The 18,046-nt window shown below is 35.4% G+C and carries 16 protein-coding genes, 4 tRNA genes, 1 rRNA gene and 1 other annotated feature (1 of these 22 only partly in view); of the genes, 17 read left to right on the top strand and 4 right to left on the bottom strand.

Annotated features, from left to right (window positions below; all coding sequences use genetic code 11):
• Positions 1-17 precede the first annotated feature (17 nt).
• The 5 genes from rrf (at position 18) to DES36_RS07100 (ending at position 748) form a co-directional block, all read left to right on the top strand.
• Positions 18-134: ribosomal RNA gene (gene rrf, locus DES36_RS07120) — 5S ribosomal RNA — on the top strand.
• A 3-nt stretch (positions 135-137) separates the two neighbouring features.
• A tRNA-Asn gene (locus DES36_RS07115) sits at positions 138-212 on the top strand.
• A 109-nt stretch (positions 213-321) separates the two neighbouring features.
• Positions 322-396, top strand: a tRNA-Thr gene (locus tag DES36_RS07110).
• A 26-nt stretch (positions 397-422) separates the two neighbouring features.
• Positions 423-507 (top strand) — tRNA-Tyr (locus DES36_RS07105).
• A gap of 165 nt (positions 508-672) precedes the next feature.
• Positions 673-748: transfer RNA gene (locus DES36_RS07100), tRNA-Lys, on the top strand.
• 397 nt (positions 749-1,145) lie between these two features.
• Here DES36_RS07100 and DES36_RS07095 read toward each other — a convergent pair.
• Positions 1,146-1,703: an NADPH-dependent FMN reductase gene (locus tag DES36_RS07095; protein ID WP_113920530.1), complete on the bottom strand. Its 558-nt coding sequence runs from the start codon at positions 1,701-1,703 to the stop codon at positions 1,146-1,148.
• Between the two features lie 155 nt (positions 1,704-1,858).
• Here DES36_RS07095 and DES36_RS07090 point away from each other — a divergent pair, with 155 nt between their 5' ends.
• Positions 1,859-2,938: a YkvI family membrane protein gene (locus tag DES36_RS07090; RefSeq protein WP_113920529.1), complete on the top strand. Its 1,080-nt coding sequence runs from the start codon at positions 1,859-1,861 to the stop codon at positions 2,936-2,938.
• A gap of 317 nt (positions 2,939-3,255) precedes the next feature.
• Here the strand turns inward: DES36_RS07090 and DES36_RS07085 are convergent, their stop codons facing one another.
• Positions 3,256-4,536, bottom strand: coding sequence for a glycosyl hydrolase family 18 protein (locus tag DES36_RS07085; RefSeq protein ID WP_113920528.1), 1,281 nt, complete (start codon positions 4,534-4,536; stop codon positions 3,256-3,258).
• Positions 4,537-4,696: 160 nt separating this feature from the next.
• On the opposite strand from DES36_RS07085, the gene plsY reads away from it, so the two are divergent.
• The 10 genes from plsY to DES36_RS07035 all read left to right on the top strand — a co-directional run bounded on the left by plsY (position 4,697) and on the right by DES36_RS07035 (position 15,846).
• On the top strand, positions 4,697-5,281 hold the full coding sequence (gene plsY / locus DES36_RS07080) for a glycerol-3-phosphate 1-O-acyltransferase PlsY (protein WP_113920527.1): 585 nt from the start codon (positions 4,697-4,699) through the stop codon (positions 5,279-5,281).
• Between the two features lie 65 nt (positions 5,282-5,346).
• Positions 5,347-5,511 carry a DUF1540 domain-containing protein gene (locus tag DES36_RS07075; RefSeq protein WP_113920526.1) on the top strand — a complete coding sequence of 55 codons (165 nt, stop codon included), beginning with the start codon at positions 5,347-5,349 and terminating at the stop codon, positions 5,509-5,511.
• A 191-nt stretch (positions 5,512-5,702) separates the two neighbouring features.
• A complete protein-coding gene (locus tag DES36_RS07070; RefSeq protein WP_113920525.1) occupies positions 5,703-8,636 on the top strand; it encodes a vitamin B12-dependent ribonucleotide reductase in 2,934 nt (977 codons plus the stop codon).
• A 75-nt stretch (positions 8,637-8,711) separates the two neighbouring features.
• On the top strand, positions 8,712-9,272 hold the full coding sequence (locus tag DES36_RS07065) for a glycerol-3-phosphate responsive antiterminator (protein WP_113920524.1): 561 nt from the start codon (positions 8,712-8,714) through the stop codon (positions 9,270-9,272).
• 222 nt (positions 9,273-9,494) lie between these two features.
• Positions 9,495-10,925: an NAD(P)/FAD-dependent oxidoreductase gene (locus DES36_RS07060; RefSeq protein ID WP_113920523.1), complete on the top strand. Its 1,431-nt coding sequence runs from the start codon at positions 9,495-9,497 to the stop codon at positions 10,923-10,925.
• 39 nt (positions 10,926-10,964) lie between these two features.
• Entirely contained in the window at positions 10,965-12,230 is a 1,266-nt protein-coding gene (locus tag DES36_RS07055; RefSeq protein ID WP_113920522.1) for an NAD(P)/FAD-dependent oxidoreductase, read from the top strand.
• Position 12,231: 1 nt separating this feature from the next.
• A complete protein-coding gene (locus tag DES36_RS07050; protein ID WP_113920521.1) occupies positions 12,232-12,594 on the top strand; it encodes a DUF1667 domain-containing protein in 363 nt (120 codons plus the stop codon).
• Positions 12,595-13,057: 463 nt separating this feature from the next.
• A complete protein-coding gene (locus tag DES36_RS07045; RefSeq protein WP_113920520.1) occupies positions 13,058-14,239 on the top strand; it encodes a TraB/GumN family protein in 1,182 nt (393 codons plus the stop codon).
• A gap of 72 nt (positions 14,240-14,311) precedes the next feature.
• Positions 14,312-15,139, top strand: a complete 828-nt coding sequence (locus DES36_RS07040; RefSeq protein ID WP_113920519.1) for an aminotransferase class IV — start codon at positions 14,312-14,314, stop codon at positions 15,137-15,139.
• A complete protein-coding gene (locus tag DES36_RS07035) occupies positions 15,139-15,846 on the top strand; it encodes a DUF6873 family GME fold protein (protein ID WP_113920518.1) in 708 nt (235 codons plus the stop codon). The genes DES36_RS07040 and DES36_RS07035 overlap by 1 nt, the downstream gene beginning before the upstream one ends.
• On the opposite strand, the gene DES36_RS07030 is transcribed toward DES36_RS07035, so the two are convergent.
• Entirely contained in the window at positions 15,843-16,223 is a 381-nt protein-coding gene (locus tag DES36_RS07030; RefSeq protein ID WP_170128221.1) for a DUF4363 family protein, read from the bottom strand. The genes DES36_RS07035 and DES36_RS07030 overlap by 4 nt on opposite strands.
• A 1-nt stretch (position 16,224) precedes the next feature.
• Positions 16,225-16,851, bottom strand: a complete 627-nt coding sequence (locus DES36_RS07025) for a DUF421 domain-containing protein (RefSeq protein WP_113920516.1) — start codon at positions 16,849-16,851, stop codon at positions 16,225-16,227.
• A 207-nt stretch (positions 16,852-17,058) separates the two neighbouring features.
• Here DES36_RS07025 and DES36_RS07020 point away from each other — a divergent pair, with 207 nt between their 5' ends.
• The gene (locus DES36_RS07020) at positions 17,059-17,781 is read left to right on the top strand and encodes an HAD-IB family hydrolase (protein ID WP_113920515.1); all 723 of its coding nucleotides are present in this window, start codon (positions 17,059-17,061) and stop codon (positions 17,779-17,781) included.
• Positions 17,782-18,022: 241 nt separating this feature from the next.
• Positions 18,023-18,046: a binding site (T-box leader), on the top strand; it runs 183 nt beyond the window's last position.

Genomic DNA, 18,046 nt, shown 5'->3' with positions numbered 1-18,046 from the left:
AACTTAGAACTAACACATTCCGCGGCAATAGCGGAGGGGCTACACCTGTTCCCATACCGAATACAGAAGTAAAGTCCTCCAGCGCCGAAGGTACTTGGGTGGTAACGCCCTGGGAGAATAGGACGTCGCGGATTCATTCCTCAGTAGCTCAATGGTGGAGCAATCGGCTGTTAACCGGGAGGTTGTTGGTTCGAATCCAACCTGAGGAGCCATTTAAATAAGTTATAAGATATAAGTTGTAAGTTCTATGTAAAAGCAAAAGTCATCGAAGATGACTAGGGTTTTACTTAAAACATAGAACATAAAACTTAGAACTAACACGCTGGCATGGCTCAACGGTAGAGCAGCTGACTTGTAATCAGCAGGTTGTAGGTTCGATTCCTATTGCCAGCTCCATTTTTTTAAAAGTAAAAAAATATTGTGGTGGGGTTCCCGAGTGGCCAAAGGGAACAGACTGTAAATCTGTCGGCTCAGCCTTCGATGGTTCGAATCCATCTCCCACCACCAAGTATCAATGAACACGGAAAAGTGAACATTGAACAATTTAAATATTGTGATCCATTAGCTCAGTTGGCATAAGCAGAGAACCAAAATCCGAAGGATTTTTCGTGAATCGCTTAGTCATACTAACTAAAGAGAACAAAAGAGTTCTAGAGATATACCTATTATTGTGATCCATTAGCTCAGTTGGCAGAGCACCTGACTTTTAATCAGGGTGTCCCGCGTTCGAGTCGCGGATGGATCACCATTTTTTTAAATAGTAATAACAACGATTTTGAATAAAAATTCAGAGTCGTTTTTTTATTTATAATAATCGTTTAACTATCGTTCGACAAGCATTTCTTAGATCTGAATATATTTGGACGTAATCTCTATTTTTATCTTTCTTATACTGAGTTATTTCAATATCTGTTCTATTTGTGAGTTCAATAAATTCTATTTTATAATCTTCTCCATCAGTACCATGAAACTTAATATATTTTATATAGCCTTCTTTTTCTGTGGGCAGTCTTTTCTTTTATCGGTTGAACGGGAAAAACTTTTGGCTAAATAAAAAAAGTGAATGCCAATATTTCACATTCACCTCTTTTAGCTGACTCAAAGCCATCATTGGTGGTTAATGTTTTTGCTGACCACTCGACCACCTATTTCCTTAAAGTCTTCAAGGCTTTACTCCAAGGAATCAACTGATCTAATAATCCGTTTAGGGAGTCTTCACTGCGATCATTTGGTTTAAATACGCTCATATCTTCAAAATCAGTAAACAAATTGAACATTACTTGTGCACGGACATCAGCCATCTGAAGTTCGCCTGCTATTAATCGAAGGGTCTCAACTGCTCGCACTCCACTGGCACTGCCGTAGCTTACAAAACCACAAGCTTTATTATTCCATTCTGAGGCTAAGTAATCGATAGCGTTTTTTAGTGCTCCTGAAGTAGAGTGATTGTATTCAGGAGTAACGAAAATATATCCATCAAATTCGGCAATTTTAGCAGCCCATTTTTTTGTATGTTCTTTTGTATACTGAGCCATTGCAGCTGGATAGGGTTCATCTAATAAAGGTAAATTGTAATGTGCTATATCTATTAGTTCAAATTCTGCATCGTCTCTTTTTTTTGCGTGCTCATATACCCATTTTGCCACTGCTTCGCCGTTTCTTCCTGGTCTAGTACTTCCTATTATAATACCTATTTTTGTCATGAAAGTTCCTCCTTATAAATTGTTGTACCATTTAATATTACCCAAATTTATTAATAAATAACAACGAATGATTAACAAAGTCTAAAATCACTACTTATGAATAAAGCGAACTTCAAACGCGTACAATTAAAGATAGTATATTAGGAGGATACCATATGATGAAATCTTTTAAAATTGCCCTTGCTTATATAGGCGTTATTGTAGGTGCTGGATTCGCTTCAGGGCAGGAAATATTGCAGTATTTTACTTCTTATGGGATCATAGGTACTGCAGGCACAATAGTATCAATAATACTTTTTGGTATTTGCGGTAAGCTGCTTGTCCAAACTGGATGTATTATGAAGGCTAATTCTCATAAAGAAGTAATTTATAAAATTGGTGGAAATCGCCTTGGAAAAATGTTAGATATAATCATGACTTTTACTTTATTCTGTGTTGGCGTAGTAATGATTGCTGGAGCAGGTGCTAATTTAAAACAACAGTTTGATCTTCCTATTATTGTAGGAAGCACATTAATCGTCTTGTTGATTGTAATCGTAAGTATGATGGATACAGACCGTGTTATTTCTATCATAGGTTCTATCACGCCTTTTTTAATTATGTTTATTGTGATCACCTGTCTTTATTCTATTAACACAATAGATCAGACGTTTAACCAATTGCAGGAAGTGGCATTAATACAACAGAAAAATTTTTCGAACTGGTTTATCTCTGCAATTAATTATGTGTCATTTAATACTGCATTAGGCGCGCCTATGGCCTTGGTTATTGGAGGAGCAGAAAAATATGAAAAAACGGCATCTGCTGGAGGACTTTTAGGAGGAATGATTGTAGGGATTTTGATTTTTTTAAGTCATTTAGCCATGTTTGGTAAAATAATTTATATTGCTGGGTATGATATGCCATTATTAGAGCTGGTTTCGTCCATATCAACTAAATTAGGTTTTGTTATGGCAATTATTTTGTTTGGAATGATCTTTAATACAGCTGTAGGTATGTTTTATGCATTTTCCGCTCGTTTCGCAAAACAAGGTTCTCGTAAATTTAAAAAGATTTTGTGTATTTTTGTTGTTATAGCGTATTTCTTGAGCTTTGTTGGTTTTACAGACTTAGTTTCTATTCTTTATCCGCTCATTGGTTATCTTGGATTTGTCTTTATATTTGTTCTAGTAAGATGGCGGTTTCGTGAACAATATGGGAAAAATGTAATAAAGAGCAGGGTTAACGATTGTTAACAGTTGTAAGAAAGTGCCTTTCGCACTTTAGCCATCAGCTACTAGCCATCAGTGCTAAGGTCAAGTCTAACAGATCAAAAATTTCAATTACATGTATAGATTGCTTATATAGTAGCTAAATCCAAAAGTTGAACTTTCATAATACATAAAAAAGCAGATAATCAAAACAAGATTATCTGCCAAGTTCTATAGTAATATAGTTTTCCTTTTAACCCTAACTACTGCCTGCTTATTCTGAGTACAGGATCGTATCTTTGACACGCAAATTCTAATCTTAGAGTGCTGTCCGCTGGTTGCTGATGGCTAAAGCGCTTTCGTTAGACTTGTTTAACAACTGTAAAATTGTCCTCAACAAGTAGCCAGTTTTGTGGAAAATCAGGTCCAAGCGCCCAATAAAAGAATCCGCGTATGCCTAAGCTTTTTACGAGATTGAATTTTGCTTGAATGCTTCGAGCATCTTCAAACCATACTACATGTTGTCGACCCTGTTCATCCCAATAGTTAAAATAAGGAGCTTGAGCAACGTAGTCGTATTCGATTCTAGCATTATACTGAAGAGCAAGTTCTACTGCTCTTACTGGGCTGACAACTCTAGCCCATTGTCCGCCAGGGACATAGGGGAGTGTCCAATCGTATCCATAAAGAGGAATGCCCATCATGATTTTATCTCTAGGTATTTGGGTGATGGCATATTCTAAAACTCTTCTCACTTCATTAATAGGGCTAACAGCCATAGGTGGGCCCCCAGACCAACCCCATTCATATGTCATGAGAAATACAAAATCTAGAACTCGACCATGTGCAGCATAATCATGACCTTCATATAGGGTACCTACTTGATCTGTAGATAATTTTGGCGCTAATGCAGAAGATACAAAATAATTTGGTTGGAAGAAATTAGCTGCTTTTGCAACAAAGGCATTATAAGCTTCTCGATTTTCACCGCCCACGTATTCAAAATCAAAATCAATACCTCTATATCCTTTTTCTTCCATGATAGAGAGCGCATTTGCAAAAAGAGTGTCTTGAATAGCGGGATTATTGAGAATGGCGGTAGCAATATCTTGGCTAAAGGTTCCATCTGCAAAATTTGTAAGAACCATTAAAGGAGCTACATTGTGTTCATAAGCCGCGATGATGGCAGGTTCATCATCTGGTGCGGTCAAATTGCCATTTGCATCTACAGCATAACTAAAAATATTTAAATAAGTCAGTTGATCCCCTACAGCCCTAACTTCTTCACCAGTGCGCTCCCTTGTTGTTTGGGTATCAATATATGCGGCCACCTCTTTTGTAGGTCTAGGACGAGGTGGAATGTATAATCTCAATCCTACTGGTAGTTGATTTGGATTTTGAATATTGTTTACTTGCATGAGGACATCTACAGGTACATTTACACGCTGGCTAATTATGTAGAGAGAATCTCCTGGTGAAACCCAATAATAGCTCCCTGTAATTGCTATAACTAATGCTTGACCTACGACTAATCTACTAGGGTCGGAGATGGCATTATCACTAGCAATCGTTTCTACTGGTAGATTATATGATTGAGATAATTTATATAGAGTATCTCCTGGTCGAACAACATGAATTTGCAAAAAATCACTTCCCCTTATTTTTTAACAGTATATTCAAATTGGCTAAATTATGTTAATGTTTACTAAAATAAAAAGAGTGCTATTTTGAGTTTTTATAGATATAGTAAAGTATATTTTGCTATAATTGAATTATCAAGAATAATAAATAAAGGATGATGGTATGAAGGACATTATAATCGTAATCATTTGTTATCTTATTGGAAATATTTCATTTTCCTTTTTGCTCACAAAATTAAAACTTAAAAAAGACATACGTGAATTCGGCAGTGGAAATGCGGGAACAACCAATGTATTAAGAGTACTAGGTAAAAAATACGCAGTTATGGTTTTAATGGGAGATGTATTAAAAGGTGTTGTAGCTGTGCTCATTGGGCGATTGTTTGGCTCTAGCCAGGTAGTGACGATTTTATGTGGATTAGCTGTTGTCATTGGTCATAATTGGCCCGCACTAATGGGTTTTAGAGGAGGAAAAGGCATTGCAACTTCTATTGGCGTGTTCTTAGTATATGACCCTATAATAGCGTTAATTTGTATTGCTATTGGAATTATTATTATAGCAGTGAGCAAATACGTTTCTCTTGGATCCATTTGTGGTATGGCAATTTTTCCTTTGGTTAATCTAGTCTTTTCAAGGGGGATTCAAAATTTCATTTTTGCATTTATTATCTCTGTTATTGCCATCTATAAGCACAGAGCAAATATTGGGCGGCTTATAAAAGGTACTGAAAACAAACTAAAATTGTAATGATTGCATTGAATAATTTACATAGAAAATAGTCATACTACAATTGAGAATTGGAGGTGACTATGATGAAAATAAACAACAGTATAGGATGTACAGTTGAAGAATGTAAATATCATGCTAAAAACCAAGATTATTGCTCACTTGATAAAATTCAAGTCACAAAAAATGCAGCTCAGGCAAGAAATCAACAAGAAACAGATTGCCATAGCTTTGAAAGCGAACTTAAGTAAATATAAAAAAAGAAAAAACCTATATGAGTAGAAGATTGATTATGAAATCTTTATAGTATATAATAGGTTAGGCAAAGAAAAATTGATTTAGAATATTTATTCTAAATCAATTTTTTATGTGGAGAAATACCATATATATGGTATAATGGGTATTCGATGTACAATATATAGAGGAGGTAGATGTTTCAAATATGGATACAGTAATTAAAAGAATATTTACGAAACAATTAGAACAAAATAGCTCGCTGACAGTTTATGATTTGTTTGACTGGAAGACGATTGATGTACTAATGAAGAATTGGAAGACGGGTAAAGTTATTGCAGATATGAAAAATTTAGAGTTCCCGGAACACTATAGCCAGACAGCATGCAATATTATTGCAACAAAATATTTCAGAAAAACAGGCGTCAGTAACGAGTTTGGATACGAGAGAAGTATGAAAGAAGTTGCACATAGGCTAGTTTGCTTTTGGGTTGATGCATTAAAAAATGAAGGCGTAATCTCAACAGAGAATGAATATAGCATACTATATGATGAATTAGTTTACGGTTTATTAAATCAGATGTGGGCACCCAATTCTCCTCAATGGTTTAATACAGGTTTATATAATAGTTATGGCATTAAAGGTGAAAAAGACGAGCTTTATTATTATGATGAAAAAGAAAAGAAAGTAGTGGAAAGTCCTGACAGATACTCTCGAACTCAAGCTTCTGCGTGTTTTATTCTTTCTGTGGAAGATAAACTCTTAGGAGAACACTCTATATCGGATCAATACGTTAGCGAGACAAAATTATTTAAAGGGGGCTCTGGAGTAGGAACGAACTTTTCTACTATAAGGGGATTAAATGAGCGATTATCTAATGGTGGATATTCATCAGGTATGATGAGCTTTTTGCAAGGCTTAGATCGAAATGCAGGGGCAATAAAATCTGGTGGAACTACTAGAAGAGCTGCAAAAATGGTGATTAACGATATCGATCATCCAGAAATAGAAAGTTTTATTACTTGGAAGGCTAAAGAAGAAAAGAAAGTTAGAGACTTAGGCAAGATGGGTTATGACACATCTATGGAAGGCGAAGCCTATGCTACTGTAGGGGGTCAAAACAGCAACAACTCTGTTCGACTAAACAAGGAGTTTATGGAAAGTGTCTTTAACTTGGCTAAAAATCCAGATGCAGAAATTGAGCTTACAGGACGAATAGATTCCTCTGTTAATAAGACTTTAAAGGTAAGTTATCTTTGGGATTTAATCAATAAGGCTGCCTGGGAATGCGCAGATCCTGGCTTGCAATTTGATGATTTGTTTAACAGTTGGCATACTTGCCCAGCTGGAGAAGATGGGAATGTAGGAGCTAAGTACAACCGCATTAATGCTACGAATCCTTGCTCAGAATACGCCTTTTTAGATGATACTTCTTGTAATCTAGCATCTATTAATGTTTTTAAATTTTATAAGGACAAAGAAAAAACATTTGATGTAGAGGGCTTTGTACATATAATAGGCCTAATACAATTTGTATTAGAGGCGTCCATTCATTGGGGACAATTTCCTACAAAAGACATTGCACGTAAAACCTATATGTTTAGAACCACAGGTCTAGGCATTGCTAATACATCATCTCTACTATTAGCTTTTGGCTTACCCTATGATTCTGAAGAAAGCAGGAATTTAGTAGGAGCTCTATCAGGAATTATGACAGGTACTTCTTACGCAGTTTCTGCCCTCATAGCTAAAAAAGTTGGCGCATTTGAAAAATATGAAATCAACAAAGAATACATGTTAAGAGTTATAAGAAATCACAGTCGGGTTGCAGGTGTTTTAGAAGGTGATTACGAAGAACTCCATTATAAACCAATAGAAATCAATCACTCTCTACTTAGAAAAATGGATTTAGACGATATTAGCCATACATTAAAACAATCATGGAAAGACGCCCTGAATAATGGTGAAAATTATGGTTACCGCAATGCACAAGTCAGTGTTATTGCACCAACAGGTACCATTTCACTAGCTATGGATTGTGGTGCAACTTCAATTGAACCTTTCTACAGCCATATTGTTTTTAAACAATTAATTGGTGGTGGCAGCCTTGAAATGGTTAATCCAGTGCTAAACATTTGTTTAGAAAATTTAGGCTATAAAGAAAATGAAATCAATGAAATTATGGATTATATATTAGAAAAGGATGGAGACGGTTTAGTTAAACATGATAGCGTAGTAGGTGCTCCTCATTTAAAAGAAGAGCATTATAAGATTTTCGATACGGCAAACCAGATAAGGCCAGAGGGTCATGTACTTATGGTATCTACTATTACTCCACTAATTAGTGGATCTGTATCAAAAACCGTAAATCTTCCAAATGATGCTACAGTAGAAGATGTGGCCAATATTCACAAATTAGCTTGGCAAACAGGTGCTAAAGCTATTGCAATTTATAGGGATGGATGTAAAGTAAGTCAGCCACTAACGAGTCGCACCAGCCATGAAAAAGAAAAACAATTAGAAGAATACTCATATTTGGAATTATTAGGGTATAGCCGCAATTGTATAAAGAATGTTCCAAATAGAAAAAAACCTGGTGGCATGAGACTTAGTCGTACCCATGCTGCAAAAATCGGAGATATTGAATTATATATTACCCTTGGTTTTTATGAGGATGGAAAAATGGCAGAAGTCTTTGTATCTACGGATAAAGAAGGAACCGTTGTAAAAGGTCTTTTAGCATCCTTATCGAAATCTTTGTCTAATATGTTGCAATACAATATTCCTCCAAAAGAAATATCCAGAATGCTTAGAGGACAACAATACGAACCATCTGGTTTTGTGGCAAGACACCCATATATTAAATTTGCAAGCTCCATTTCTGATTTATTGAGCAAGATTATCGACATTGAACTTGGAGATTTTAGCAGATGTCAAGTCAAGCCACAGACCTTTACTTTTGTAAATCAAATGAGCCAAGAAGTAGATGTAGTTCAAGAAAACAAATCAAAAGAATCAACTGAAGTTGAAGGTGAAAGAATCTACGGAGAGACATGTTCTAGCTGTGGTGGAGCCCGTATGGTAAAGAACGGAACGTGCAAAGTGTGTTTGGATTGTGGAACGACGACAGGATGTAGCTGACGTGAGTCCGCTCGCCAAATAAATCGACGAGTCCATTCCCAAGGACTAAAGTAAAAAGATAATAGGAGAAGAAATATGGAAGGAATCAATCAAAAAGTATTGCCGGCTATTTCAACTATGAAGGATTTTGAAAAATTTTTAGAAAGCTCTTATGAATTTTGTATCGTTATGGATTTTCACATTGGACAATTAAATGCTATTTCTACTATGGCTGAAAGGGCTAGAAAGAGCATCATTATTCATGTGGACTTGATTAAGGGATTAAGTAGGGATGAATATGCAGCCATATACTTATGCCAGAATATAAAACTAGCAGGATTGATTTCTACTCATTCTAGTGTCATACAAACGGCTAAGAAGAAAAATAAAATAGCGATTCAGAGAATCTTCTTAATTGATGGTCAATCTCTAGAAAAGAGCTATAGACTGATTGAAAACTCAAAACCAGATTATGTAGAGGTTCTACCTGGCTTAATGCCAAGGATGATTTCTACAGTAAAAGAGAATATAAAGATTCCTATTATAACAGGTGGATTGATTACTACTGCTGAAGATATTGAAGAGGCAATTAAAGCAGGCGCTGTAGCAGTGACCACATCTAATAGGGAATTATGGAAGTTAAATGATAGAGAATAAATAAGACGAGCTGTTTTTCATGCTATGAATTATTTCTCAAATAATGTTGACGTACTGTTTCTATCGTGCTACAATATAGTTAAGTTAATAGTTGCAGAGAATGGGAGAAAGCACATTAGTCGATTTTTTAATTAAAATCGGTTTAATGTGCTTTTTATTTATCTAGAAATAAAAGAATTAGTCTTTCATAGCTCTGAAAAATATAAATTTGGAGGAATTACAATGTATGATGTAGTGGTTATCGGTGCTGGTATTATTGGTACCTCAATTGCTAGAGAACTATCCAAATATGAAGCAAAAGTCCTTGTGCTTGAAAAAGCAAATGATATAGCAAATGGCACTACTATGGCCAATAGCGCCATTGTACATTCAGGATACGATCCAGTGCCAGGAACAAAGAAAGCTGAATTTAATGTAAAGGGTAATCTTATGTACCCTCAAATCTGTAAGGAATTGGATGTACCATTTAAGAGTATTGGTTCCATCACTATCGCATTGACGGATGAAGATGTGGAAACGCTAAATGAATTAGAAGAACGATCTAAGATAAATGGTGTACCAGTACAAAGATTGACTAGAGAAGAAATATTAGAAAGAGAACCAAATGTAAACAAAGAGGTAAAAGCAGGTCTTCTTGCACCAACAGCTGGTATTGTTGGTCCATGGGAATTAGCTATTGCCTGCATGGAAAATGCTATGGAAAATGGTGTAGAACTTGTCCTTAACAATAAAGTAGAAGAAATTGAAAAGACTGAAACAGGTTTTAGAATTACTACAAATGAGGGTATATATGAAGCAAAAGTAGTAATCAACTGTGCAGGGGTTTATGCAGACGAATTAAATGCTAAAGTTCATGGCGAAGAATTTGCTATTAAGCCAAAATCAGGAGAGTATTTCGTATTAGATAAGCGTTCAGGTAATATCGTTAACTCTGTAATTTTCCCTTGTCCAGCGAAGAAGAGCAAAGGAGTATTAGTAATTCCAACGGTACATGGAAATACCTTATTAGGGCCGACCTCTACGCCAATTGAAGATAAAGAAGGAAACGAAACGACGAAAGAAGGTCTTGATTATGTTCGAGATCAAGTTGGCAGAATGGTTGAAAACATTCCATTTGGTAATGTGATACGCTCCTTTACTGGTTTAAGAGCTACTGCAGATAGAGGAGATTTCATAATTGAAGAATCAAAAAAATGTCCTGGTTTTATTAATGTAGCAGGAATTGAATCCCCAGGCTTAACTGCTGCACCAGCGATAGCACTAGAGGTAGAGGGCTTAGTAAAAGGCATATTAAATGACTTAAAACCAAATAAAAACTTTAACCCATATCGAAACAGGGTCATCCACTTTGAAGAATTACCTGTTGAAGAAAAAGGCGAAATTATTAAAGAAAATCCTCAATATGGCAATATTATCTGCAGATGTGAAAAAATCACAGAAGGTGAAATTGTAGATTGTATTCATAGAAAAGGTGGGGCTACAACTGTAAAAGGTGTTAAGAAAAGAGTGCGACCAGGAACGGGAAGATGTCAGGGTGGCTTCTGTGAACCAAGAGTAGTAGAAATCTTAGCTAGAGAATTAGGTAAAAATATGGATGAGATCGTATACGATGGTCCAGAATCAAGAATTCTTATTGGTCGAACCAAAAAATAAGGATTATACAGTAGTCATTTAAATTGTGGAGGTGTAGAAATGTCACAGTATGATGTGATAGTAGTAGGTGGAGGTCCTGCAGGTTTAGCAGCAGCTATAGAAGCCCATAAAAAAGGTGTGGGAAAAGTTTTAGTCCTCGAAAGAGATCGAGAGTTAGGTGGAATTTTACAACAGTGTATTCACAATGGTTTTGGTTTACATCAATTTAAAGAGCAGTTGACAGGTCCACAATACGCTCAACGATTTATTGATGAGCTAAAAGGATTAAATATTGAATACAAACTTAATACCATGGTATTAGAGATTACAGAAGATAAACAAGTGCATGCCATAAACAAAAAAGATGGCTATCAAATATACAATGCAAAAGCTGTAGTATTAGCAATGGGTTGCAGGGAGAGGACTAGGGGCGCAATCAGCATTCCTGGAAAAAGACCTGCCGGTGTTATGACAGCAGGTGCAGCTCAAAGATACATCAATATGGAAGGATATATGGTAGGCAAAAAAGTCGTTATTTTAGGTTCAGGAGATATTGGACTGATTATGGCGAGGCGTATGACTCTTGAAGGAGCTAAAGTTGAAGCAGTAGTTGAAGTTATGCCATTCTCTGGTGGCTTAAATCGAAATATCGTCCAGTGTTTACATGACTATGATATCCCTCTTTTACTGAGTCATACCATTACAGATATAAGGGGGAAAGATCGAGTAGAAGGAGTAACTGTTTCTAAAGTAGATGAGAACAGGCAACCTATACCTGGAACGGAAATCAATTATGATTGTGATACAGTACTACTATCTGTAGGATTAATTCCTGAAAATGAAATATCTGAAGATCTAGGTGTAGGTATGGATGGCGTAACAAAAGGTCCCTTAGTGAATGAATCTATGGAGACAACTGTAGAAGGCGTCTTTGCTTGCGGTAATGTACTACATGTTCACGATTTAGTAGACTTTGTAACAGAAGAGAGTCAAAGAGCAGGGAGAAATGCAGCAAAATATGTATTAGAAGGAATTCATAAAAGAGAAAGTGTAATTCATACAAAAGCTGGGAACGGTATTAGTTATACCATTCCACATAGTATTGCTATTGAAAATATTGATGAAAAAGTAAAATTATTCATGCGCCCAAGAAATGTGTATGAAAATGTAAAATTAATCGTTATAGCAGACGATGAAATTATCAAAACGGCTAAGAAAAAACACATGGCACCTGGTGAAATGGAAAATATCACCATTGAAAAATCTCTGTTAGAAAATAAAGACTATAAAATATTAAAAGTAGAAGTTGTTAAGGAGAGTGAATAATATGGAAAAAAAAGAACTAATCTGTATTGTTTGTCCAAAAGGATGTCATTTAGAAGTTGCTCAAGAAAATGAAGGTTTTAATGTAACTGGTAATCAATGTAAAAGAGGGCCTGTATACGCTCAAAAAGAACTGACAGAACCAACAAGAGTTCTGACGACCACTGTTAAAATAAAAAACGGTATATTAAACAGAATCCCAGTAGTAACAGAAGGTGAAATCCTAAAAGAATCCTTAGAAGATGCTATGCAGATTTTAAATAAAATCGAATTAGAAGCTCCAGTTAAAAGCAATCAAGTAGTTATTAAGGACTTATTAGGTTCAGGAGTAAATGTAGTTGTATCAAGAAGTATGGATGCTATTTAAATTAAGGTGGTCAGGTGGTCAGCTTTAAGGTGGTCAGCAAAAACATTAGCCACCGATGGTGGCTTTGAGGTAGCTGAAAAAGGTGAATGCAAAATATTAGCATTCACTTTTTTTATGTACTAGGAAACCTTCATGGAATGTATACACAAGGTATGATGAAAATTAGGTCATTTATTTTCGTGGGAAAGTCCTACTTTTGACCCGTAAGACATGACCCTGGCACTGATGACTGAAGACTGGCCGCTGGTAGCTAATGCGCCGCAGGCGCTTTCTTGTTTAGCTCAAAAAACACATCTCGCCTATAGGCGAGTTTTCAGCATTCCGCTTTCCGCTAATAGGTTTTTCCCGCCCAACCGTCCGACCAACTAATAAACGAAAAATTTCACTTTACAAGACAATTGTAGTAAAATAGAATTTACTAGTTATAAAGAGAAAGTAAAAAATAAATGAGTAAGGTGATATTTTGGAAGATAAGACGAAAGATGAACACGTGCACCGTTTGCAATATGGGGAGAAGGAAATACTCCTTATTGCAACGGCACATGTATCAAGGCATAGCGTAGAAGAAGTGAGAAGAGTTATAGAGGAAGAAAAACCTGATTCTATTTGTATTGAACTAGATGAAGGTCGTTATAAGTCCCTCAAAGAGAAGGATAAATGGAGAAATACGGATCTAATTCAAGTGATAAAGGATAAAAAAGTAGGCTATATGTTTGCCAATATCTTACTCAGCAATTATCAGAGAAAAATTGCAGAACAGTTTAATATTAGCGCAGGTCAAGAGATGATTCAAGGCATTAAATGTAGTGAGGAGACTGGTGCTCATTTAGTTCTTGCCGATCGAAATATCCAGACTACCTTTATCCGAGTATGGCGAGGAGTATCTTTTTGGGGTAAGATGAAGCTCCTTACAAGTATTGTGTACAGCTTAATAGATGATGAGGAAATTACAGAAGAGGATTTAGAGCAGATGAAAGGCGAGGATATGCTCACTTCTGCTATGTCTGAAATGGGAAAAGCTTTTCCTGGTTTAAAGACCTATCTAGTAGATGAAAGAGATCAGTATCTAGCCAATAAGATAAAAAATGCCCCAGGCAAAAAAATCGTTGCTGTATTAGGGGCTGCCCATGTATTAGGCGTCAAAGAGGAGATTTATAAAGAACAAGATATGGAGAAAATCACAGAAATACCTCCTAAATCTTCTCTGTCAAAGATTGCACAATGGTTTGTTCCGGTATTAATCGTGGCTTTGATTTTATTTACTTTTTCAGTGGATTCTGTTGCAGGTATAGAACAGCTAAAAAGTTGGCTTATATGGAACTCTAGTATGGCTGCTTTAGGAACTATTATAGCATTAGGGCATCCTTTAGCTGTCCTTGTATCCTTTTTGTTAGCTCCGATGAGTGCATTGCATCCATTAATAGCCGTAGGCTGGTTTTCAGGAATAGTAGAGGCACATTATAGAAAGCCTAAGGTAGAGGACTTTGAGGACTTAGCAAAAGACTTAAGCACAATTAAAGGGCTATGGAAGAATAAGGTGACTAGGGTATTATTAGTTGTTATGTTTGCTAATTTAGGAAGTGTATTTGGAACAATAATAAGCGGTGTAGATATTGTTAATTCCTTTGTCAATACCATATTCTAATAAAGAATAGTGATGAATCAAAAGCAATATTATTTAAATGAGGATTCATTATGTATAGAAAGGATGTTATAAATGGAAGAGGGAAAAATATATTATTCATATAATGGTAATTTAGAAGATGAGGAAACTTTAGAAAAAAGAGCAATTCCCAAAAATGCAGTTTATGAAGTAATGAAGATGGTGCAGGCTAAGCCTTTGTTTTTTGAAGATCATATGGAACGTTTCGTGAATTCTACAAAGAAATTAGGTTATACTATGACCTTGTCCAATGAAGAGGTATTAACGGAGATGATCCTCCTAACAAGAGTAAATCTCAATAAAAATACAAATGTTCAAATCGTTTACATTCCTGTAGAAAATAGTGATGGCTTTGACTTTATGGTATCTTTTACGGACGGTTTGTCTGCAACAGATGAGCAGAAAAATCAAGGTGTTGGCGTAGAAACAGTGATTATAGAAAGGCATAATCCTGCTATTAAGACCGTTGGATCTTCCTATAAAGGACAAATTAAAGCTCAATCTAAATATGAAGATACTTTCGAAATTCTATTAGTAAACAAAGAAGGATATATTACAGAGGGAAGCAGATCTAATGTTTTTTTTGTGAAAAATAAAAAAGTTATCACTACTCCAGCTCAAAATGTTTTATTAGGCGTGACTCGTAAGTATATATTAGAGCTTTGTGAAAAAAATCAAATTGAAGTAGAATATCGAGATATTTCAGAAGAAGAAGTCTACGAAATGGATGGGGCTTTTTTGACAGGGACTACAGTAGATGTAACTCCTATCATAAAAGTCAATAATAGATCCTTTAAGGAAATAGATAAGACAATTATTACCTTAAAAAATCAATATGAAGAACTCATGAGGGAGTACTTAGAGAACTTTGAGGCGAATTAATGAAATGCATTGTTTCTGAAGATATCAGCCAAGAATCTTATTATAGCCTCTTACAATTTTCTAAAGACTTTATGTTTATTCGAAAATATGAGAATTTATATAGAGGGATTGATAGTCATGCAGATTTGCAGTGCTTTCCTCTAGAAGATAATGTGGTGGTAGTGCATCCTGAAATTCACCCTAAAACAATTGAGGAAGCAAAAACTATGGGTATAGACTTTTTATATGGAAAGACAAAGTTAGAAAAAAAATACCCTAAGGATATACCTTATAATGTGGCAAGAATTGGCAAAAATGTTTTGCACTATATAGAATATATGGATCCTATTGTAAAAATGGAGTTAGAATCTAGAAAATACAATTTTATTAATGTAAAACAAGGCTATACAAGGTGCTCTGTACTCTCTTTAGGGAATCATAGTATTATAACAGCAGATGAAGGAATTGCGAAAGAAATTAGGGAAAACAGTATCGATGTACTTTTAATACAAGGTGGACATATTGATCTACCTGGCTTTAATACAGGTTTTATAGGTGGAGCTTGTGGAGTAATCCAGGAGAAGGGCATTGTTTTATTTAACGGAGATATCGCCCTTCATCCAGATTATATAAAGATTTGCTCTTTGTTAAAGGCGAAAGGATATGACTATAAGTGCCTAAATCATGGGCCTTTAACTGATGTAGGAAGTATTTTCTTTCTCCCTTAGAGAATGTTATACCAGCTGATTCTCTCTTTCTCATATATATGCTTAAGATAATAACTGAGCTTTGAGAGATTTTCTAGAGCTCCACCTACATCTTGTACTTCAAAGTAGGCATCGGCTTCTCTTATGGCTTCTTCAATATTGTCAATTTCATCATGGCCAACATAGGTCATCCATAAAGTAGAGGTTGGTTTCCACTTTCTTTTAAAAGAATCGTAGATCTTTTGGGATTCTTCCCAGTCCTCTTCCTTTACTAGGGTTTGTATTTCAACAAGATCTTTTGATAAGATGTTCGAAGTTTCTTCAATCTCGCTGTATAAATAAGTAGCACCGAATAAATAAACCGCAACAAGGGCAATAGAGATGAATAAAGGTTTCATATTATTGCTCCTTTCTGTGGAAATATAGACTTCCATCACTTACATATGCTAGAAATACTTCCTTATCGGAGACTATTCCGTTCTTCTTAAGTTCTGTGTCAAGCCATTTTTCTGCAATATTTCCTTCTTTTAGATTTTCATGCAGCCTTAGTCCATCTGCGATCACGTTAACAGGTAAGGAAGAATTATCCTTACAGATAATGCTCATTTGCCCATTCGTTTCAAGTATAATAGTGTTGATTTCATGTAATAAGGGATGTCCTTGCGAGCGCAGCTCCTCATGAAGATCACTTAAACTAATTCGTTGAGCCTTCATTTCTTTTTCCTGTAAAACGCCATCTTTCATAAGAAAAGAAGGTTTTCCTGTAATAAATCTCCTGCCAATACGAGTTTTTAGTATTCCGAAAATCATAAAGGAATCTATGAATAGCATGGCAATTAAAGGAACTAGGCCATTAAATAATGGCGTATCAATGCTTTCTAAGGGACCAGTAGCAATATCTGCTGTCATAATGGTGACGATTAATTCGGAAGGTTGCATTTCGCCAACTTGCCTTTTTCCCATTAAGCGGATGACTAAAAAGACGGCTAAATACAAAATGACTGTTCGAATAAAAATAATATGCAAAAGATATCACCTCATAAGTAATCTCAGCTATTAGTATTAACGTTATTTTAAAAAAAATCCTATATAAAAGAGTTATATGTGAAATGGTAAATTTATAAAGAAAAAAAACATCATAATTATAAAAAAATCATAAAATTTGTTTTTTATGGTTACACTTGGGTAAGACTGGTATAATATATAACAATAACCTATTTAGGGGGTAAAGGCATGTGTATAGCAGCTTTTTTTGATGTAGATGGTACATTGTACAGAGATTCTCTTATGGTTGAACACTTTAAAAAATTAATAAAATATGAAGTACTAGATCCAGCTATATGGCATGGAAGTGCTAAAAAGAAGTTTGAAAATTGGGCAAAGAGACATGGAGATTACGAAGACTTCCTATTAGAAATTGCAAATATTCATATAAGCCACTTAAAAGGAATAGATAAGGATTACATCAATTTTATAACAGAGCAAGTAGTCAGTTTAAAAGGCGATAGGGTATACCGATTTACAAGAGACCGAATTAATTGGCATAAGAAGCAAGGTCATATGGTAATCTTTGTATCTGGAAGCCCCTCTTTTATACTTGAAAAGATGGCTGAAAAATACGACGTAAAATTATACAAAGGCACAGAGTACTTAGTAGATGAAGAAAATAAATTTACTGGTGAGCTCATTCCTATGTGGGAATCGGAGAGCAAAATGGTAGCCATAGATGAATTTGTCCGTAAATACAATATTGATTTAGAAAAGAGTTATTCTTATGGTGACACCAATGGCGATTATGATATGTTGAAAATCGTAGGGCATCCAGTGCTGATTAACCCTATAAAAAAACTTGTTGATAGAGTTCAAAAGGATCAAGAACTTATGGATAAGGCAGAATTTATTGTGGAGAGAAAAGACGTGATTTATAAGATACCGTCTAATGTGGAAACGCTTTAAGGTGGTGATTCTAGGTGGTCAGGTGGTCAGGTGGTAAGGTGGTAAGCAAAACCATGACACCACCGCTGGTGGTATAGACTTACATCTAGCTATTAAAGTGTGTAGTGGTGGACGACTATGTCCGCCAGCTATATATTACAATGTGGCAGGGAGGCTTTGATTTCATCAGTAAAGATATAAAATTATTCATCATAGAGTTGACATTTTGAGATAAAAGTATTATATTTTTATATAAAATGAAAGAAAGACTGTGAAGAGGACGAGT

This window comes from Alkalibaculum bacchi (assembly GCF_003317055.1).
In the GTDB taxonomy this organism is placed as follows: Bacteria; Bacillota; Clostridia; order Eubacteriales; family Alkalibacteraceae; genus Alkalibaculum; species Alkalibaculum bacchi.
This window is presented reverse-complemented; position numbering and strand designations above follow the sequence as displayed.